This window comes from Novosphingobium sp. 11B, from assembly GCF_054589055.1.
This window is the reverse complement of sequence record NZ_BAAILP010000230.1, coordinates 54,918-75,076: the sequence shown is the minus strand read 5'-3', so window position 1 is coordinate 75,076 and position 20,159 is coordinate 54,918. Positions and strand designations below refer to the sequence as shown.

At 65.8% G+C, this 20,159-nt stretch carries 16 protein-coding genes; 5 read left to right on the top strand and 11 right to left on the bottom strand.

What is annotated here, in order from left to right; genetic code table 11:
- Positions 1–595 precede the first annotated feature (595 nt).
- From ACYPYD_RS20635 to ACYPYD_RS20620, 4 genes are all read right to left on the bottom strand, one after another.
- Positions 596–1,591, bottom strand: coding sequence for a ParB/RepB/Spo0J family partition protein (locus ACYPYD_RS20635; RefSeq protein ID WP_236727408.1), 996 nt, complete (start codon positions 1,589–1,591; stop codon positions 596–598).
- 151 nt (positions 1,592–1,742) lie between these two features.
- Positions 1,743–3,026: an autotransporter outer membrane beta-barrel domain-containing protein gene (locus ACYPYD_RS20630; protein WP_459665218.1), complete on the bottom strand. Its 1,284-nt coding sequence runs from the start codon at positions 3,024–3,026 to the stop codon at positions 1,743–1,745.
- Positions 3,027–3,342: 316 nt separating this feature from the next.
- Positions 3,343–3,903: a 2OG-Fe(II) oxygenase gene (locus tag ACYPYD_RS20625; RefSeq protein ID WP_036527898.1), complete on the bottom strand. Its 561-nt coding sequence runs from the start codon at positions 3,901–3,903 to the stop codon at positions 3,343–3,345.
- A gap of 58 nt (positions 3,904–3,961) precedes the next feature.
- Positions 3,962–5,668 (bottom strand): ShlB/FhaC/HecB family hemolysin secretion/activation protein, encoded by a 1,707-nt coding sequence (locus ACYPYD_RS20620; RefSeq protein WP_459665216.1) that lies wholly within the window; start codon positions 5,666–5,668, stop codon positions 3,962–3,964.
- Here ACYPYD_RS20620 and ACYPYD_RS20615 point away from each other — a divergent pair.
- The 4 genes from ACYPYD_RS20615 (at position 5,667) to ACYPYD_RS20600 (ending at position 9,546) form a co-directional block, all read left to right on the top strand.
- Positions 5,667–8,399, top strand: coding sequence for a putative bifunctional diguanylate cyclase/phosphodiesterase (locus tag ACYPYD_RS20615; protein ID WP_459665214.1), 2,733 nt, complete (start codon positions 5,667–5,669; stop codon positions 8,397–8,399). The genes ACYPYD_RS20620 and ACYPYD_RS20615 overlap by 2 nt on opposite strands.
- Before the next feature lie 61 nt (positions 8,400–8,460).
- Complete coding sequence (locus ACYPYD_RS20610; protein WP_197524488.1) at positions 8,461–8,958, top strand: hypothetical protein; 498 nt, start codon at positions 8,461–8,463, stop codon at positions 8,956–8,958.
- A 19-nt stretch (positions 8,959–8,977) separates the two neighbouring features.
- Positions 8,978–9,148 (top strand): hypothetical protein, encoded by a 171-nt coding sequence (locus ACYPYD_RS20605; protein WP_155986369.1) that lies wholly within the window; start codon positions 8,978–8,980, stop codon positions 9,146–9,148.
- On the top strand, positions 9,103–9,546 hold the full coding sequence (locus ACYPYD_RS20600) for a hypothetical protein (RefSeq protein WP_155986371.1): 444 nt from the start codon (positions 9,103–9,105) through the stop codon (positions 9,544–9,546). Before ACYPYD_RS20605 ends, ACYPYD_RS20600 begins: the two co-directional genes overlap by 46 nt.
- Here ACYPYD_RS20600 and ACYPYD_RS20595 read toward each other — a convergent pair.
- The gene (locus tag ACYPYD_RS20595; protein WP_008830870.1) at positions 9,543–9,803 is read right to left on the bottom strand and encodes a hypothetical protein; all 261 of its coding nucleotides are present in this window, start codon (positions 9,801–9,803) and stop codon (positions 9,543–9,545) included. The genes ACYPYD_RS20600 and ACYPYD_RS20595 overlap by 4 nt on opposite strands.
- A gap of 223 nt (positions 9,804–10,026) precedes the next feature.
- On the opposite strand from ACYPYD_RS20595, the gene ACYPYD_RS20590 reads away from it, so the two are divergent.
- Positions 10,027–11,928 carry a potassium transporter Kup gene (locus tag ACYPYD_RS20590; RefSeq protein WP_459665211.1) on the top strand — a complete coding sequence of 634 codons (1,902 nt, stop codon included), beginning with the start codon at positions 10,027–10,029 and terminating at the stop codon, positions 11,926–11,928.
- Between the two features lie 15 nt (positions 11,929–11,943).
- Here the strand turns inward: ACYPYD_RS20590 and ACYPYD_RS20585 are convergent, their stop codons facing one another.
- The 6 genes from ACYPYD_RS20585 to ACYPYD_RS20560 form a co-directional block, all read right to left on the bottom strand.
- Positions 11,944–12,639: a response regulator gene (locus tag ACYPYD_RS20585; RefSeq protein WP_036527905.1), complete on the bottom strand. Its 696-nt coding sequence runs from the start codon at positions 12,637–12,639 to the stop codon at positions 11,944–11,946.
- Positions 12,636–15,326: a DUF4118 domain-containing protein gene (locus ACYPYD_RS20580; RefSeq protein WP_459665209.1), complete on the bottom strand. Its 2,691-nt coding sequence runs from the start codon at positions 15,324–15,326 to the stop codon at positions 12,636–12,638. The genes ACYPYD_RS20585 and ACYPYD_RS20580 overlap by 4 nt, the downstream gene beginning before the upstream one ends.
- The gene (kdpC, locus tag ACYPYD_RS20575) at positions 15,323–15,925 is read right to left on the bottom strand and encodes a potassium-transporting ATPase subunit KdpC (protein WP_459665207.1); all 603 of its coding nucleotides are present in this window, start codon (positions 15,923–15,925) and stop codon (positions 15,323–15,325) included. The genes ACYPYD_RS20580 and kdpC overlap by 4 nt, the downstream gene beginning before the upstream one ends.
- A gap of 204 nt (positions 15,926–16,129) precedes the next feature.
- Complete coding sequence (gene kdpB, locus ACYPYD_RS20570; RefSeq protein ID WP_459665205.1) at positions 16,130–18,166, bottom strand: potassium-transporting ATPase subunit KdpB; 2,037 nt, start codon at positions 18,164–18,166, stop codon at positions 16,130–16,132.
- 10 nt (positions 18,167–18,176) lie between these two features.
- Complete coding sequence (gene kdpA / locus ACYPYD_RS20565) at positions 18,177–19,880, bottom strand: potassium-transporting ATPase subunit KdpA (protein ID WP_459665204.1); 1,704 nt, start codon at positions 19,878–19,880, stop codon at positions 18,177–18,179.
- Between the two features lie 12 nt (positions 19,881–19,892).
- On the bottom strand, positions 19,893–19,982 hold the full coding sequence (locus ACYPYD_RS20560; protein ID WP_008829858.1) for a potassium-transporting ATPase subunit F: 90 nt from the start codon (positions 19,980–19,982) through the stop codon (positions 19,893–19,895).
- Positions 19,983–20,159: the final 177 nt, after the last annotated feature.

Genomic DNA, 20,159 nt, shown 5'->3' with positions numbered 1-20,159 from the left:
CGGACCGCCAGGGCCAGTCGGACCGCCAGGGCCAGTCGGACCGCCAGGGCCAGTCGGACCGCCGGGGCCAGTCGGACCGCCGGGGCCTGACGGGTCACTCGGACCGGAGGGGCCGCTTGGGCCGCTCGGGCCTGACGGGGTGCCACCGCCGCCGGCACCCACGCGGAAGCCTACGCCGTCGGCGCAGGCGCCAAGCAGGAGAAGGGGAATTGCGCTCGCACAAAGCAACATGTGCCTTGTGGATTTGCGCGGCTTGTTTCGCGGCATCTTGTTGTCCTCCATGAAATGCCCAGTCCGCAAAGGCTAAGACACTGTCGGGAAAGACATCGCGTCCAGAAGAAGCCGCCCCGGTGCGAGGAAGGAAACATCGCCGCACGGCGCGTTCGGGGCGCTTCGCAAACCGCGCCGGGCGCCGCGCAAAACCTTGCGCAAGGCGCTCATCGGACGAAATCCTGCGCTTCAACTCCGGCAAGAACCCGCAAAAAACGACAGCCCGCGTGCAAACCCCAGTTTGCGCGCGGGCTGGAAGATGCAGCCGGAATGAAGGCTATTTATATCCGTGCCTGCTGGTTTTCAGACGCCGGGCCGCTGCGATTCAATCCGCGGCCGCGTCGATCTCCCGGGCGAGTCGCGCCCGGCTGTCCAGAACGGCTTCGCGGACGATCGCCAGCGCCTGATCGAGGTCCGCGTCGAGCGACAGGGTCAGCTCCACCGACAAGCCGTCCTTGACGGAGCGGACGCGCCCTACCCGCGCATCTCCCACCATCAGCACCGTTTCGCTGCCGTGTGAGGAAGCCCCTTCGCCCGCCGCATGCTTCAGGCGGGACAGGACGGTCGCGGCGGAAATCATCTTCTCGCCCGCCGTGGCGAAACGCTGCTGTTCCTGACCGATCGCCCGAGCCGCAACCAGCACGCGCTCCCGCTGCTCGGCGCGGCGAAGCAGCGGCGTCAGCACTTCGGAATGGCGGACGCGCAGTTCCTCACGCGTGGCAAAGGCGTCGACGACCTCGTCCGGCATCTGTGCCAGGGACAACAGCCGGCTGAGCTGGCTGTTAGACAGGTTCAGCGCCTCTGCCATGCGGGATTGTACGCCGCCATAGAAGCGATCGACGGCGCTCTGGTAGCTGCGCGCACGGTCGAGTTCGGTGATGTCCTCACGTTCGCGGTTCTCGATGTCGGCAAGGCGAAACGCTTCCTCGTCGGTAAGATCGACGATCATCGCGTTGAGGCGGATTTCAGGCCGCCCGTTGTTGTTCAGCCATTCGACACAAAAACGCCGCCGACTGCCGACCAGAAGCTCATAAGGACAATCCGCCCCCGGCGCATTATGGCGGACCAGCACCGGAATGCGGTTGCCATCCTCCTGCGCGATAGATTCTATCAAGGAACGGCAACTTTCAGCCGAAAGGCCCGGAACGTCGCGCGGATTACCGTCCCACACCGAACAATCCGACGGGCGGATCGAAATCGCCGTCCGTCCCCTGCCACCTCCCTGCGCGACGCCAGCCAGCCGCTGGTCCAGGCGCGAAAGCTCCTCGCTCTCGAAGCGCAAGGCCTCCGCCGGTTCCGGCTCGTACGACAGCGTCGTCAAGATATCGCGAACAAAGCTCCCCACCGTGCGTCCCCTTCTCTGCTATGATCCGATCGGGCCGAACCCGGGCCTTACATAGCGAAAGGAATGGCTCCGCCGCCCGGCGAACTAGGTTCAGATCGGCTCCATTTCGCCGCGAAAACCTTTCGCCTCAGAAGCGATGGTTGGCCGTGACCGCGAAGCCGTGGATCCGGCGGTCGTTTGCGAACTCGCCCGAATAGGATAGGCGCAGCGCCGTCCGCTCGCCGTGCACTGCGCTGATGCCCGCCCCGACGACCGCACCATCGCGGTCATAGCGGGTGGACGGCAGCGTGAAGATCGGCGTGCCACCCTGAAGGAAGATCGCCTCGATCCGGCTTTCCGGCCGCGAGCGCAATTCGCGCTGCCACTGTGCTTCCACGCTGGGCCGCAAGGTCCACGCGCCCCTGGTCAGCGATGCCGACGCCCTCAGGCCCAGACTGGTGCGTACCGATTCCGTCTTGAACTTGGCGACCGCCAGCGAAGCCGCGCCGCCGCTTTCGACGAAGCCGCCGAGGTCCGCGTAACGGTAGTGAAGCCCGGCGAAAGGTTGCGCCCGAAGGACGCCGAGCTTGACGATGCCACCGCCCTCGACCGTGGCCGCGGCGTTATCGCCGTTCGGCCCGGACTGAAGCTGGTCGCTGAAACCAGTGAAGCCGACCTGCCGACGCAGCTGATACCAGCTGCGGGTATAGCCCGCGGTCGCATCCACGTAATATCGACCGCTGGTATAGCTGGCGTAAGGCGTGATGTTCGCATTGAAGAGCGTGCTGCGTGGCCGCTCGCTGCGGTCGAGGTTGGCGTCGATGCCGTCGATGCCGATCGACGTACCCAGGATCAGGCCCGGCACCGGCGAGATGTCGAAGCCGGCCCGGATGGAACGGCTATCGAAATTGGCGCGGGGCCGGTCCGGCCTGGCGTGATAGTCGCCCTGCTTGAGCCCGTAACTGACCATCACGTTGATGGTGCGGTCACCGCTTGCTGGCACGCCCGGCGAGGCATCGAGCGCCAGTTCGCGGCGCTGGGCAAGATAGCCCCGGATTTCACGATCGGTGGCGTCCATCGACTGGATCGAGAGTCGCGGCATCAAACGATAGGCCGCCGCACCAAGCTGCCCCAGCGCCTCGGCCCGCGCAGCCGCGTTCGGCAAAGCGTCGATGGCATCGAGAATGCTTGCGTAGCCGCTCGCCGCGGAAGGAGCGACCGCGTCCAGCGCGCCGCCTACTGCCGCCTGGCCGGGCGTGGTCGCATCGGCTTCGTAGTTCTGCGCGAAGGCCGATCCGGATTGAATGCCGAAAGTGACAGCGCATGCCGCGAGGCCGATTGCAAGGCGCGTCGCCGAGCCGGGAATTACGTGGCGCAAGTTCATTTCCTCCGCTGTTGCTGCAAGGCTCTGATCGCCTTGAACTTTGCCCATGATCTTAAGTCGGTGCGTACACCTGGCCAGTCGAACTGCCCTCGCTACGGGACCTTCCCGCAAAAGCCTGTCTCGATCCATTTTCCATACATCGACACTGGATTTGCGCGCCTCGCCCGCCGGTTGGGCTCGCGACCCCAGCCTTCCCGAGCGCTCGCCGCATGCCGTTTTGCGCTTTTGCGGGCTACCCGAACAAAAGGGATCACATCGGTGCCAGTAGCAGCAGGCAATCGAAGGAAGGGCCAATGGTCGATGGAAGGAAATATGGAGCGAGAGCACGCCCTTCTTGCACGCCCTTCCTGCGCACCGCCCGGAGTCAGCGCCAGTTCGGGCCTTCGACCCAGGTTACGAGGCTGCGGCGCAACCCTTCGGTTACCGGTAGCACCCTATGTTGCAGGAAGGACGGGAAGATCAGGACGCTGCCCCTTCCGGCAAACGTCTCGCCGGGGCTCTGGATACCGAAGAACTCGAATTCGCCGCCCTTGTACTCATTCGGTGCCGACAACTGCACCACGACCGATAGCTTGCGTGCGTAGGGACGGGTGGATTCCAGCCAGACATCCTGATGCCAGTCATAATGCCCGTTGTTGGTGGCCCGGTATTCGGTGAACTGGATTTCGTAAGGTAGATCTATATCCACGCCGAAGTTGGTTCGGTTCGAAGAACGCACCAGGGTCATGAGGCGCGCCACGATGTCGCGCTCCTGAATCGCATCGAGCCAACGGATCGTCGAGCTGCGATACCCAAGATCGCTGCGCAAGGTATCGGAGAAACCGATCGTCGCATCCGCTTCCGGATATTTCCTGGCGCGCGCAAGGATCTTGTCGCATTCGGCCGGCGACAGCGCGCCGGACCATGCTTCCCACACGTTCTGCATGAATGAGCCCCTGTATTTCTGTCTGTGCGCAATTTTTGCGTGTACGCAAAACGGGTGGTCAGAGTGTTCGCGACACGCTGAAGAAGAACCGTGCCTTGCTGCTCATTCCATCGAAGGGCTTCTTGACCGGAACGGCAACTTGTCCGGTCGCCGTCCAGCCCTTGAGCGGAGTAATGCGGATGCCTCCTCCGGCGGACGCCAGCGAGTAGTCCTGGCTGATCAAACCATAAATCGGACGCGCCCGCGAATGCGCGAGCGCGCCATCGACGTACGTGAATAATGTTAGCGCTCTCTCGCTCGACTTGCCGCCAAGCGCACGCCAGGATAGCTCCGCGCCTCCGGCCACAGCCTTGTCCGCAGTCAGGAACCCGTCACGGTAGGCAAGGCCCGCCCCCTCGCCGCCCAAAACGAAGCGCTCGGTCGTGGGCAGGCGATCGGGACTGTACTGGCCTCGCAAGTTAACTTTCGCGGCAAGTCTGGAATCGAGTTCCGTTACGAAGGTGGCCTGAACGTTCGCCTTTCGAAACGCCGTGCGCGAATATCCCTCGATCGCCTGCGCGCCCAGTCCGCTCAAGCCATGGCTAAGCGATAGCGAGATGCCGTAGCCGCTCGTCTTCCCGATCGCCGACCAGCTTGCGCCCAGACGGGCGGCGCGCGTACGAAAACCGCCAAAGGCGGTGTCGAGATAATAGTTGTCGCTGTTGGTCCCGTCCAGCGAGGCGGTCAGCGTAAGGTTGCGCTGATAGCTGCGGACCAGCGGATGACTGACGACGATGCCGACCTGCTTGGCTTCTCCCAATATGTCGAGATCGCGGGTCCGGGTGCGCACGTAGGCACCGCTCACGCCTATCGTGGTGCCGCTCGATCCGATCGGCGTCTGGTGACTTGCCGAGTAGAGCTGGTAGCGCCGTGGCTGCAACGGAACGTAGCCTGACAGACGGGTGCTGTCGCCTTCGCGGAGCAGGCCATTGAATGCCACCCCGACCTGGGCCTGCGCCCCGGTGGTCACGTTGAAGACGCCCCGGTTGTTGAGATTGACGGTGATCTCGACCTGCTTGCGGCTCACGTCCAGGTCCAGCGCAAGTTCGCCGGGTGTCGCCGTGCCGCGCAACTTGGCCTGTACGGTCTGCCCCGGAATGTCCCGCAGGAGGGACAGTGTCCGCTCGATCGTGGACTTGTGCGTCGGTGTCTCACGCATCAGGCGCTTTATATGCGCGTCGATGAGCCGCTTCGGCGTGCTGCTGGTCTCGCCCGCCAGAGCATAGTGCACGATCCGTCCTTCGAGCACCCGCACCGTCAGCACACCGCCGGACGCCGATTGCGCCGGGATGCTCACTGCATAGAATGCGATGTCGCTCTTGGCATAGGCCCCGCTGACCGCGTTCGCCAGTTTCTGCAGTGTGTCCCGGTCCAGCGGGCCGCCAATGAAGGGACCGGTCGCCGCGTCCAGCACCTTGCGATCGAGCGTGGAACCAAGATAGCGTACCTCCTTCAACGCGACGGTAGAGGCTGCAGTATCCACGCTCACGGGGGCGGATGGAAGTTCCGTCGGCGGCGCGGCGCGCGGGATCGCCGGATCCTGACGGTCGAGCCTGTCGCGATCGATGGTCGGTGACTGGTTGAGCACGGTCGAGCCCTGCGCCAGCGCATGCGGAGCAACAAGCGTCAAAGCCGCCCCCACGGCAAGCAGACCACGCCGGATCGCTCCGGAGATTGCAGGTCTGCACTTCGCGCTGTGCCGCGCGCGTTCGGGAATTGCCCTCATGATCTTCGGCTGCCTGCCTTGTGCCGCTTTGCGATGCGGAAGTTGCCCGCCTGCAGGTTACGAAGCGATGCCAGCCGTTCACGCCCAATCGCAGCCGCTTCGAGGGTATCGAGCACGCAATCCACATTGGCAAAAAGCCGCCGCTCGCCAGAATCCCGTCCGTCCCGCAAGCAAGAAAGGCGCGACCCTTGGAAAACCGTCTCGATCGTTACGCAAACGGGGCCAGGGAATACAAAATCGCAGGCAGAACAGGGGCAGAGGGGTAGCGTCGGATCGGTTGCGATACCGCACGGGATGCCCGGTGGATCGGGCTAGGAAGACAGAAACCCCATCAATAGTACTGCCGAATTCTCTTCGGAACGCCATCTTCGATGCGCATCAATTCATCGCGCTAACAAGCATTTACGTGCCGCTAACTTTTACGATCCTATCGCTTAGAAGGAAAGCACGAGAAAGGCATGAAGCAAACAAGATGCTGCCTGAGGATCCCCCACTGACGATCACCGCGACCGCGTCGGCCCCCGTTACCGGAGCCCCGACCGGTTCTGCGCCGATCATAAGGGACGCGATCATGCACGCTTTCGCGGCAATGGCCGTCGCTATTCTGCTGGCGGGGGAAGCCGCGCCTGCGGTGATCGTCGCATGGCTTGCCGCAGTCGCACTCGCCCAGTTTTACGCCGTCCGGCTGGAACGCTCGCGGCACGAGCTATCTTCGAGCTTGCCGTCGTTCTACCTCGGCGCCGTGCTTTCGGCATTGGCATGGGTCTTTCCCTTGTGGGCTTTCGGATCGCAGATCGGTACGGAAGCGGCGACGCAACTGTGGGCGGTGCTCGCGGTGATGATGGCAGCCTCGGCACTTCGCGCGACCTCGGCGCCGATAACCACTTTCTTTTTCTCCGGCATCGTCGGCATCTCCAGCGCAGCCTGGTTCCTCTATGCGACCAATCCGGGCATGGCGGCCATCGCGCTTCTGTTCATGGCGACAACCTCCACCGTGATCGTAGAGCGGCGGCGCTCGATACGGCCCGCCTCGGCACCCGGCGCGCAACCGTCCAGCGATGATGCGGCTACCCTGCCGTTCCAATGCGAGTTCGGACACGACGATGCACACTGGCACTGGCAAACCGATGCGACCCGGCGTCTGACCGAGGTATCACGCGGGTTCGCACTGGCGACCGGGCGCGATCCATCCGATCTGAAAGGCATTTCGCTGCGCAGACTGATCGCCGGAGCACGTGCCGGAGATGCGCCTTCCGATGGGACCGAACTCGCCGAGCGCATGAAACGCCGTGAGGATTTCTCTGGCCTTGCCATGCAGGTCAGAGTGGGCGACCGCCCGCGCTGGTGGAAACTTTCAGGCGAGCCGCACTACCAGGAAGGCATATTCACCGGCTATCGCGGCACCGGCTGCGACATTACCGAAAGCCGCGTAACTCTCGAAATGATGACCCGGCTGGCGCATTACGATGCGCTGACCGGGTTGCCGAATAGGGCAAAACTCACTGAAGTACTGGCTGCGGCGCTCGATCGCAGCGGGCTGCGGCGGCGTAATGCCTGCGCGTTCCTGATGATCGATCTCGATCGCTTCAAGGCGGTGAACGACACGCTCGGCCACGACGTCGGCGACACCTTGCTGGCGCGCGTCGCCGAACGTCTCAGGGAGCAGATCGCCGACAGCGACATGTGCGGTCGCTTCAGCGGCGGCGCCTTCGCGGTGGTCATTCCCGAGGCATCCGACCTCGATCGGGTAAGGCTGCTGGTCCGGCGCATCACGGACCGCCTGATCCAGCCTTACGAGATCGGCCAGCATACGGTATTCGTGGGCGCATCGATCGGCTGGGCGGTCGGCCCGCATGACGGCTCCACCGCCGAGACGATCATGCGCAACGCCGATCTGGCGCTATATCGTGCCAAGGAAACCCGCAGCAATTCGCACTGCCGCTACGAGCGCAGCTTCCACGCGCAGGCCGAGGAGCGCCGCAAGCTGGAGATCGCATTGCGAAGCGCCATGAAGCGGGACGAACTGCACCTCGCCTTCCAGCCCGTGGTCGATGCGCAATCGGAAGCGGTCGTCAGCTTCGAGGCGCTGCTGCGCTGGCGGAGCACCGAGTACGGTCCCGTCAGCCCGGAAAAATTCATCCCGATCGCGGAAGAAACGCGCCTCATCGTGCCGATCGGCGAATGGATCATGCACGAAGCCTGCAAGGCAGCCGCAAGCTGGCCCGGAGACGTGCGCATCGCCGTCAACGTATCGGGAGAGCAGTTGCTGGACCCGAACTTCGTGTCCAGTGTCATTGGCGCCCTGACGACGAGCGGCCTTGCTCCCGAGCGCCTGGAGATCGAGGTGACCGAAAGCATCTTCCTGAGCGATGCGACGCGCGCCTGCACCGCTCTGGAGCACGTCATGGCGGTGGGATGCACAGTGGCGCTGGACGACTTCGGCACTGGCTATTCGTCGCTGGGATACCTGCGCAGGATGCGCTTTTCCACCATCAAGCTGGACCGGTCGTTCGTCAATGGCGCGGCGGGCGGCAACCGGGAATGCCTGGCCATCCTGCAGGCGGTAGTGACGATGGCGGAAAGTCTGGGCATGAGCACGACGGCGGAAGGGGTCGAGACCCGCCGGGAAGTCGATATGGTACGCAAGCTCGGCTGCCGGAAGATTCAGGGATACTATTTCGGCAAGCCGGCCGACGCCCTGGCGGCGCAAGCTCTGTTCGCGATGTCCTGAGGGCTCCGGCGACAATCGAACGTCGCGCAAGGGGGAAACTTTCGCAACCTCCTTTTCGAGATTGGTTCGCAAAAACTGTTCTGCCAGTCCGCGCGGCCTGCCCACCCTGCTGACCGGCCAGAATTACAATGACGTGCCGGACTTCCTGTGCTCGACCGGTGGCTCACCCACGTTCCCCTATTGCGACCCTTCATTGCGCGTGAATCTGTGTACCTCCGACGACAACGAGAGCTTCTTCGCCGGAGACCGCGCGATCCGTCTCGCAGCCGCCGCCCATCTCGGCGACGTGGACCTGATGGGAGCCGACGCTTTCCGGAAACGCGGCAACTACTTCGGCAACGTCCAGTGTCCGCTCAGCAAGGTCCATGCGAAAGCCTATAACGCCGAGTACAAGTGGCAGCCCGGCAGCCGCTGGATCGATGTCCGCGCCACCGCCTGGGCGAACGACACCGTCAGCGACACGTACAGTGCCGGCGGCTTCCCGAACTCGGCCTCGGTCGCGGACCCGATCATCATAAACAGCGCGATCATGCACGCCCGCAACGACTGCCTCGGCTGAGATCACGCGCGCCTTTCCCATGGCGGCTTCGACGACCTCGAGCCAGCGCTATTGCGATCAGCCCACCAGTTGGCCCGCGCGTCTGGCGGGGCTTTCCGGGACGACCGGCATTGCGGTATTGGCCCTGCTGGCCGCGCTGTTCACATGGCAGACGCCGCAGCGCGTGGTCATGCCGAACTCTCCCCGCTGACCGTCGAATTGCAGTCGCTGGCGCCCCCGCCAGAACCGGAACGCGACGTCGCTCCGGGGCCAACCCGCGTCGAGAGGCAGGAGGCCAGGCCGCAGCCGGACCGGGAAATTCCGCCCCAGCCGATGGTCGTGCTCGTCACCGCACCGGCCAACGAGCCCCTCGCCTCCGAGCCGGTGGAGATCGTCGATCCCGGCCCGCCGATGCCCCAGACGACGGCACCGAAGGCCATCGCCGCTCCGGCAGCGCTCCGGCTGTCCAGCGATACCCGGCCGGACTGGGAAGCATCGGTGCTCGCTCACCTGGGGCGCTTCCGCCGCTATCCGGCCCTGCCCGCCATTCATGCGGGACGTCCGGATACCGTGGAACTGACCGTGCCGATCGAGTTCGATCTCCGCTAGGCCGTAGCCGACCAGCGCCCGGGGACCATCACCTGCTTCCACAAGGCCGGCCCCGCGAACAGCAGGGCATCGCCCACGACCATGAGCACGACGACGATCGCGCACAGGCCAAGATCGGCAAGGCCGGCCGGTGCGGGCGGATGGGCGTGCACCCGCGTGTACAGCACGCGCACCGTCATCGCCGCGAGCGTCAGGACAGCGAGGCCGCCGATGCGCAAGCCGATCTGCGCCGCCAGAGTTTCATGCCAACGGATCATACATCACCTCCCTTGAGGAGGCGCTTCAGCTACGCACCTTCGCATAGCAATTCGAGAGGGGAACCTGTGGCTCCGCATTGAGATTGCATAAGATCACGCCGGAACTCGCGCCGGAAAAATGCAAATCATATGCCGATCATATGTGTTCGCCATCTTGCCGATATGGAGATCAAATGCGGTTCCATGGCATGGGCATCGGGCAAAGCAACCAAGAGGGCATGACTTGAGCAGCGACCAGACCGGTGCGATTTCGGGCCACGGCAGCGGGCCTCACGGGCGGCTACCGACGCTCGCGCTCGGTGCGCTGGGCGTGGTGTTCGGGGACATCGGCACGTCCCCGCTTTACGCCCTCAAGGAGAGCTTCGTCGGGCACCATCCACTGGCGGTGGACCACGCTCACATCTTCGGCGTGCTCTCGCTGATCTTCTGGACGATGACGCTGATCGTGACGTTCAAGTATGTCTTCATCGTCATGCGCGCCGACAACGAGGGCGAAGGCGGCTCGATGGCCCTCCTCGCGCTGATCGGGCGGAGCCTGGGCGAAACGCGCTGGACGCCGGTGATCGCGATGCTGGGCGTGATCGCGACCGCGCTGTTCTATGGCGATGCGATCATCACCCCCGCCATCTCCGTGCTGTCGGCGGTCGAGGGACTTACCGTCGTGGAGACGTCGCTGGGCGAACTGGTGCTGCCGATCGCGATCGTCATCCTGCTCGGCCTGTTCCTGATCCAGAAGCACGGCACCGAGCGGGTCGGCGCATTCTTCGGGCCGGTCATGGCGGTGTACTTCGTTGTTCTCGCGGTGCTGGGCGTGACCAACATCATCGTCCATCCTCAGATCATCGGCATCGTCAACCCGTACTGGGCCTGGCACTTCTTCGCGCTCGATCCCAGGCTGGCGTTCCTCGCGCTGGGGTCGGTGGTGCTGGCGGTGACCGGCGCGGAGGCGCTCTATGCCGACATGGGGCATTTCGGCCGCAAGGCCATCAGCATCGCCTGGCTCTACGCCGCGCTGCCCTGCCTCATGCTCAACTACATGGGACAGGGCGCTCTGCTGCTCGACCATCCCGAGGCGGCGAGCAATCCCTTCTTCCTGCTCGCCCCGGAATGGGCACGACTGCCGCTGGTGATCCTCGCGACGCTGGCCACCGTCATCGCCAGCCAGGCGGTGATTTCGGGCGCGTTCTCGATCACCCGCCAGGCGGTGCAGCTCGGCTTCTTGCCGAGGCTGCGCATCCTCCACACCAGCGCTTCGGCGGAGGGGCAAGTCTACGTGCCGATCGTCAACTGGGCGCTGCTGGTCTTTGTCGTCCTGCTGGTGCTATCGTTCCGCTCCTCGAGCAGTCTGGCGGCGGCTTACGGCATCGCGGTGACGGGGACGATGGTGATCACCGCCTGCATGCTGGGTGTCCTCACCTTCAGCGTCTGGCGCTGGCCGCCGGTGGTGGCGGGGACTGTCACCGGACTGTTCCTGATCATCGATGGCGCCTACTTCCTGTCGAACGCGACGAAGATCCCCGACGGCGGCTGGTTCCCCCTGCTGGTCGCCGCGATCGTCTTCGTAATGCTCACCACGTGGTCCACGGGCCGCAAGGTCATGCGCCGCTATCTTGCGGAAGGGGCCATCGACCTCGACCTGTTCATCAAGTCCACCGCCGGATCGGTGCGCCGCGTCGCGGGCACGGCCGCCTTCCTCTCCTCAACCAGCGATGGTGTGCCGCCCGCGCTGCTCCACAACGTCAAGCACAACAAGGTGTTGCACGAGCGCATCGTCATCCTCACGGTGACGACCGAAGCGGTGCCGTCGATGCCGGAGGAAGGCCGCATCACCATCGCCGATCACGGCGCAAACTTCTACCGCATGCGCCTGCGCCACGGCTTCCTCGAGGACGTGGACATTCCCGCCTCGCTCAAGGCCGTCACCACCTGCGGCGCGCCGTTCGGGTCGATGGACACGAGCTACTTCCTCAGCCGCCAGACCCTGATCGCCTCCGAGAAGCCCGGCATGGCGCTCTGGCGCGAGAAGCTCTTCGCGTGGATGATCCGCAATGCGGCGACGCCGATGGAGTTCTTCAACCTGCCGACGAACCGTGTCGTCGAACTCGGCTCGCAAGTGGAGATCTGAGAGCCCGCGCGCCCGTCACTCCGGCGACACGTGCAGGCGATAGCCCACGCCGATCTCGTTGCCGATGATTTGCGGGCGCTGCGGATCGTCCTCCAGCTTCTGCCGCAGGCTGCGCACCAGCACGCGCAGGTATTCGACGTGGCGCTCGTTCTCGGACGGCCAGACCTGCATCATGATCTGGTGGTGCGTGATGACCCGCCCCGGATGCTGCGCCAGTTGCGCGACCACGGCATATTCCTTGGGCGTGAGGTGCACTTCCCTGCCCGCCTTGGTGATGCGCCGCTCCATCAGGTCGATCGACACGTCACCCGCAGTCACGGCCGACACGCCGCCGCCCCGCGCCATCCGGTGCCGCAGCGCCACGCGCAGGCGCGCCAGCAGTTCGTCAGTGTCGAACGGCTTGGTCAGGTAATCGTCTGCCCCCAGATCCAGCGCCGCCACCTTTTCGTCCGTGGCATCGCGCGCCGAGACGATGATCAGCGTCGCATCGGTCTCCTTCTTGATCAGCGGCACCAGTTCCAGCCCGTCACGATCGGGCAGGCCAAGGTCCAGCAGCACGAGATCTGGGCGCTCCTCGCGCAGCCGCTCCATCGTCTCGCGCGCGTTGCCTGCCTCGACCGTCGCATAGTCGGCCCTTCCGAGCGCCGTCTGGATCAGGCGCCGGATATGCGGCTCGTCATCGACGATGAGCACCTTGTGGCGGGTCTTCATGGCATGTCCTCATTGTCGAGGTGCCGGATGATCAGCGCCTCGGGAATACGGATGGTGAAGCAGGCGCCGAAGGGGTCCTCGGCGTTGGCGGCCTCGACCGACAGGCCCATGGCCTCGGCGAAACCCTTGACGATGGCGAGGCCGAGCCCGGTGCCATGGCGCACCCGGTCGGAGCCTTCGAGCCGGGTGAACGTCTCGAACACGCGCTTTTCCTGACCCGGCGGAATGCCCGGCCCCCGATCGATCACCGACAACCGCAAGGCGCCCGGCGAACGACGGCAGCGCACCAGGATCGGCGTCCCGGGTTCGCCATAGCGCCCGGCGTTGTCGAGCAGGTTGATGAGGCAGTGGTGCAGCAGCACCGGATCAAGCCGCACCAATGGTATGTCCGGCGCAATGTCGAGGTCGATCTGCCTCCCTTGCAGCGCATTGCGGGTATCGTGGACGGCACTGGCAACCGCGTCGAACAGGTCGGTCGCTTCGGGCTTCATCGGCAGCGCGCCCGCCTCGACGCGGGCCATGTCGAGCAGGTTGGCGACGAAGCGGTTGAGGCGCTGCGCCTCGGCATCGATGGTCTCGACGAGGTCGGGCGACGGGTGCGTCCTGAACTCCCGCGCCGCCGTCAGGATCGTGGTGAGCGGCGTGCGCAAGTCATGGCTGACCGACGAGAGCAACGCCGCGCGTAGCCGGTCGCGCTCGCCCACGGCTTGCGCCTTGAGGTTCTCCTCCTCCAGCGCCATGCGGTCAAAGGCGATCGAGGCCTGATCGAGCAGGCTCATCAGCAGCGGCACTTCGTCCGATCGCACCGGGTCGCCGGCATCCGCGCGCGCGATGCCGAGGACCGCCATCACGCCCCGGCCGGATGCGGCGGACGCACGCAGCGGGTGAAATAGCCAGTCGGAGGCGGTCAGCGTCGCCGAGCCGCGCCCGGCGGGCTGCTCATTATCGATCGCCCATTGTGCGGCGGCCAGTTCGATCTGATCCATCCGGTCCTCGGGCGGATAGGCGGCGGCAAGGTCCGGGCCTGCCAGCGAGGGCAGCAGCAGCACCGCGCGCACGTCGAGCAGACGGGCGACTTCGGCGCAGATCGCCTGCATCAGCTCGTCCTGCGTGGCCGCCGCCGTCAACTGGCGCGAGAAGCTGGCAAGCGCGGCGTTCTGGCGTGCGCTGGCGCCCGCGAGGTCGGCCTGCGCGCGGACCCGCGCGGCGAACTGGCTGGTGACCACCGCCACGCCCAGCAGCACCAGGATCGAGATCACGTTCTCGGGATTGGCGACGGTCAGCGTGCCGGTCGGCGGCAGGAAGAAGAAGTTGTAGGCGAGGCTGGAGGCCAGCCCCGCGAACAGCCCCGCCCGCAGCGAGAACGAGGCCGCCGCGAACATCACCGGGATCAGGTAGAGCAGCGCGATGTTGCCAAGGTCGATCACCTCGACCAGCAGACGGCCGAGCACGGTCATTGCCGCGACCATCAGCAGCGCCCCCAGGTAATGCGCCGGATGGCCCCATTGCCCCCATCGTTGACCTCGCCTCCTTTCGGGCTTGCGGCCACTGGCAACCGGCTCGCCCGAAGGCAGGACGTGCACGGCGACGTCGCCGATCGTGCGCACCAGCCGGTCCACCACCGAGCCGTGCCGCGCCTCGAACCACCATGAGCGGTGCGACTTGCCGATGACGATCTGCGTCGCGCGCGCATCCTTCGCAAAGCCGCCCAGCCCCTCGACCACGCCCGCCGCCGGAATGCTGGCGGTGGAGGCGCCGAGGCGCGAGGCCAGCGCGAGGGTATCGGCCAGCTGTCGGCGCTCGCGATCGGAGAAGTGCTGGTCGCGCCGCGTTTCGATGTGCACGGCGGTCCAAGGCGCGCGCAGGGCGTCGGCCATGCGCTTGCCCGCCCGCACCAGTCCGGCGGCATGGGGGTGCTCGCTGACGGCGACGACGATGCGTTCGCCCACCGCGAAGCTGCCCGCCAGCGCATGGGCGCGCACGTGCTCCAGCATCTGCGCGTCCACCGCCTGCGCCGCACGGCGCAGCGCCAGTTCGCGCAGCGCGGTGAGGTTGGACTTGGAGAAGAAGTGCCCCAGCGCGCGCGTCGCCTCGTGCGGCACGTAGACCTTGCCGTCCCTGAGCCGCTCGATCAGTTCGTCGGGCGGAATGTCGACGACTTCGATCTCGGCCTGTTCGAGTATCGAATCGGGCACCGTCTCGCGCACGCGAACGCGGGTGAAGGAGGCGACCACATCGTTCAGGCTCTCGACGTGCTGGATGTTGAGCGTGGAACAGACGTCGATCCCGGCGTCGAGCAATTCCTCGACGTCCTGATAGCGCTTGGGATGGCGGCTGCCGGGTACGTTGGTATGCGCGAGTTCATCGACCAGCACCAGGGCAGGCGCGCGGGCGAGGATGGCGTCGATGTCCATCTCGCCCAGCGAGTGACCGACGTGGTCCACCGTGCGGCGGGGGATCACCTCGTGCCCCTCCACCAGCGCCCCGGTCTCTCGCCGCCCGTGCGTTTCCACGACACCGACGACCACGTCCACCCCCGCCGCGCGGCGCTGGTGGCCTTCGGTCAACATCTCCCAGGTCTTGCCGACGCCGGGCGCGGCGCCGAGGAAGATCTTGAGACGGCCGCGACCCTCCCGCGCGGCGGCGCGCAGGAGGGCTTCGGGCGATGGGCGTTCAGGCTCGTTCACCGGACCGGCTTAGCGCGCAATGCATCCAGTCGTCGATTGAGTTCGAACACGTTGACGCGGCGTTCGCCGATGAAGCCGAGCACCGGCTCCTCGATGCTGCCCGCGACGAGGCGGCGCAGCGCTTCGGATTCGAGCCCACGCGCGCGGGCCACGCGGTCCACCTGATACAAGGCCGCCTCGGGGCTGATATCGGGGTCGAGCCCCGAGGCGGAGGTGGTCACCAGGTCGGACGGAACGGGACGCCCTGGTGTCGCAGCCTGCATGCGTTGAAGATCGGCCTGCACCCGGTCGTGCAGCGCCCGTGAGGCGGGGCCGAGGTTGGACCCGGAGGAGGCAAGGCCGTCGTAGCCCCCCTGATCGGAAGCGCCCGCCGCCGAGGGCCGGGTGTTGAAGTAGCGCTCCGAAGTGAAGGCCTGCCCGACCACGGTGGAGCCGATCACCCTGCCGCTTTCGGTGACGAGGCTGCCATTCGCCTGACGCGGGAACAGCGCTTGCCCGATCCCGGTCATCGCCAGCGGATAGGCAAGGCCGAGCAGAATGGCGAACAGCCCGGTCATCACGAGCGCGGGGCGCAGCGAGCTTGAAATATCGTTGGTCATTTGTCTGTCTCCTGTGAGCCTGCGCTTCGCCTCGGGGGCTTCGACAAGCTCAGCCTGAGCGGTGTTGAGAGGTTTACCCTTTTTTCCCGTCATCCCCGCGAAGGCGGGGTCCCATCTGATGGCCGTGCGATCGGCTACTTCAGGAGATGAGTTCCCGCCTTCGCGGGAATGACGGGAAAGAGAAGGTTCAGTTCGCCGTCATCCTCACGCCAGTCCCAGCCCGCCGACCGCAAGATCGATGAGCTTGATGCCGACGAACGGCGCGATCAGCCCGCCAAGGCCGTAGACCGCAAGGTTGCGCGCCAGCAGCGGTCCCGCGCTCATCGGCTTGTACGTGACGCCGCGCAGCGCCAGCGGCACGAGGCAGGGGATGATGAGCGCGTTGAAGATGATCGCCGAAAGGATCGCGCTCTGCGGGCTCGACAGCCCCATCACGTTGAGCACGCCGAGGCCGGGGTAGAGCGCCACGAACATTGCCGGGATGATCGCGAAGTACTTGGCCACGTCATTCGCCACCGAGAACGTCGTCAGCGCGCCGCGCGTCATCAGCAGTTGCTTGCCGAGGCCGACGACCTCGATCAGCTTGGTCGGATCGCTGTCGAGATCGACCATGTTGCCCGCCTCGCGCGCGGCCTGGGTGCCGGTGTTCATGGCGACGCCGACGTCCGCCTGCGCCAGCGCGGGGGCGTCGTTGGTGCCGTCGCCGCACATCGCGACGAGGCGGCCGCCCTGCTGTTCCTTGCGGATCAGCGCCAGCTTGTCCTCCGGCGTGGCTTCGGCGAGGAAGTCGTCCACCCCCGATTCCGCCGCGATCGAGGCCGCCGTCAGCGGGTTGTCGCCGGTGATCATGACAGTGCGGATGCCCATCGCGCGCAGTTCGCCGAAGCGCTCGCGAATGCCCGCCTTGACGATATCCTTGAGGAAGATCGCGCCCAGCAACCTGCCGTCGACGGCGACCGCCAGCGGCGTGCCGCCCGCGCGGCCGATCTCGTCGGCGATGCGGCGAAGTTCGGTGGCAGCGGCCGTCGCGCCCGCGCCGGGATTGGCGGCAAGGATCGCCTGCACCGCGCCCTTCTGGATCACGCGCCCGCCGGTGTTCACGCCGGAGATGCGGGTCTGCGCGGTGAAGGGGATGACCTCGGCCCCCTCGGGAAGCGCTGTCGCGGTCTGGCCGAACTTCTCGCGCGCCAGCACGACGATCGAGCGGCCCTCGGGCGTCTCGTCGGCAAGGCTGGCGACCAGCGCGGCTTCGGCAAGTTCGCTCATGCTCACGCCGCCCACCGTGCGGAATTCGCTGGCCTGACGGTCGCCGACGGTGATGGTGCCGGTCTTGTCGAGCAACAGCACGTCGATGTCGCCCGCCGCCTCCACCGCGCGGCCGGACTTCGCCAGCACGTTGAAGCGCACCAGCCGGTCCATGCCCGCGATGCCGATGGCCGAAAGCAGCGCCGCGATCGTCGTCGGGATCAGCGTGATGAGCAGCGCCGCAAGGATCGCCACCGGCACCGCGCCGCCCGCATAGCTGGCAAAGCCGGGGATGGTGGCGACGGCGATCAGGAAGATGATGGTCAGGCCCACCAGCAGCAGGGTCAGGGCGATCTCGTTGGGGGTCTTCTGGCGCTCGGCGCCTTCGACCAGCGTGATCATGCGGTCGAGGAAGCCCTGTCCCGGATTGACGGTGACGCGCACGCGGATCTCGTCGGAGATGACGCGGGTGCCCGCCGTCACAGCCGAGCGGTCGCCGCCCGCCTCGCGGATCACGGGCGCGCTCTCGCCGGTGATCGCGGCCTCGTTGACCGAGGCGACACCGGCGACGACTTCGCCGTCCGAGGGGATGAGATCGCCGGTCTGGACGAGGACGACGTCGTCCTTTTTCAGCAGGCTGGCGGGGACGGAGTCGTAGCGGCTACCGTCACCCTTCAGCCGCTTGGCAGTGAGTTCCGCCTTGGTGGCGCGCAAGCTGGCGGCCTGCGCCTTGCCGCGCCCTTCTGCCAGCGCCTCGGCGAACGTGCCGAACAGCACCGTCAACCAGAGCCACAGCACCAGCTGGATCTTGAACCCGGCGTCGAGGCCGTCGCGGCCGACGATGAGCAGCACCGTCAGCAGCACCGCGACGACGGCGGTGGTGAACATCACCGGGTTGCGGATCAGCTCCTTCGGATTGAGCTTGCGGAAGGCATCGCCGATCGCCGGAACGATCAGGTCTGCGGTGAAGAGGGATTTGGTTTGCGATCGGGACATCGTCGGGTCCTCAGAAAAGCTGGCCACGGATCATCGCGAGATGATCGGCGACAGGGCCAAGGGCGAGGCTGGGAAGAAAGGTCAGGCCGCCCACGATCAGGACGATGCCGATCAGCAGGCCCGTCCACAGCAGCCCGGTGGTGGGGAAACTGCCCGCCGTCTCCGGCGTGTACCTTTTGGCGGCGAGGCTGCCCGCGATCGCCAGCATCGGCACGATGACGAAGAACCGGCCGAGCCACATGGCGACGCCTAGCATGCCGTTGTAGAACGGCGTGCCCGCACTCAGCCCCGCGAAGGCCGAGCCGTTGTTGCCTACGGCGCTGGTGAAGGCGTAGAGGATCTCGGAGAACCCGTGCGGCCCCTTGTTGAGCGGCCCGGCAAGGCCCGCAGGCAGCACCGAGGCCACGGCGGTCATGCCCAGGATCACCAGCGGCAGCACCGCGATCGCCAGCACCGCCAGCTTGACCTCGCGGCTCTCGATCTTCTTGCCGACGTACTCGGGCGTTCGGCCCACCATCAGACCCGCGACGAAGACGGCAAGGATGGCGAACAGCAGGAAGCCGTAGATGCCTGCGCCGACCCCGCCGACGACGACTTCGCCGAGCTGCATGTTGAACAGCGGGATCATGCCGCCCAGCGCCGTAAAGCTGTCATGCATGGCATTGACCGCGCCGCAGCTCGCCGCCGTGGTGACGACCGAGAACAGCGCCGAGGCGACCACGCCGAAGCGGACTTCCTTGCCCTCCATGTTCCCCCCGCCCACGCCGAGGTGATGGAGCACCGGATTGCCCGCCGCTTCCTGCCAGTAGACCACGGCGGTGCCGATCAGGAAGATCGTCATCATCGCCGCCAGGATCGCCCAGCCCTGGCGGGTATTGCCCACCGCCTTGCCGAAGCACCAGGTCATGCCGGTGCCGATCACGAAGATCGACAGCATCTGGACGAAGTTGGTCAGCGCGTCCGGGTTCTCGAAGGGGTGAGCGGAATTGGCGTTGAAGAAGCCGCCACCATTGGTGCCCAGCATCTTGATCGCCTCCTGCGAGGCGACGGGGCCGAGCGCGAGGGTCTGCTTCACGCCTTCCAGCGTCGAGACGTCGACCGATGCCGCCAGCGTCTGCGGCACGCCCGCCGCAATCAGGTACAGCGTGTAGACCACGCAGGCGGGCAGCAGCAGGTAGAGCGTCACGCGCGTCATATCGGCCCAGTAATTGCCGATTCCGGTAGCGCTGCGGCGCGCGAACCCACGGAACAGCGCGAAGGCCAGCGCGATGCCGGTGGCCGCCGAAAGGAAGTTATGGATCGTCAGCGCGAACATCTGCGACAGGTTGCTCATCACCGCCTCGCCCACGTACCACTGCCAGTTGGTGTTGGTGGTGAAGCTGACGGCGGTGTTGAACGCCCCGTCCGCGCCAATGCCCGCATAGCCGAGGCCATTGAGCGACAGCACGCCTTGCAGGCGCAGCACTGCATAAGTCAGGAGCAGCAGCACGGCGTTGAACACCAGCATGTGCACCGCGTAGCGATGCCACGGCTGGTCCTCGTCCGGGTTAATGCCTGACAGCTTGTAGAACCCGCGCTCCACGGGTCCGAGCACACGATGAAGCGGCGTGCGGCGGCCCTCGTACAACGCGTGGAGCCACAGCCCCATCGGCTTCGTGAGCGCCAGCAGAACGCCGACGAAAGCTGCGATATACAGCCATCCCTGGAAGGTCATGACGGCGCCCCCTCAGAACCGCTCGGGCCGTGCGAGCACGGCAACGAGATAGACGAGAAGGCCGAGTGCGGTGAAACCCGCCAGCCACAGATCGATGGTCATGTCGGTCGCGCCCCTCACGCCTTGTTGCACAGGCCGACGTAGCCGAGACTGGCCGCCAGCAACGCGAGGGTCAGGCCGATCCAAAGGATGTCCTGCATGGGTAATGCTCCTGCAAGCTCGCCTCGCAAAGGCTGCGGGACGAGTCGAATGCAGCAGAGCCATTAGGATGGCGCGGCG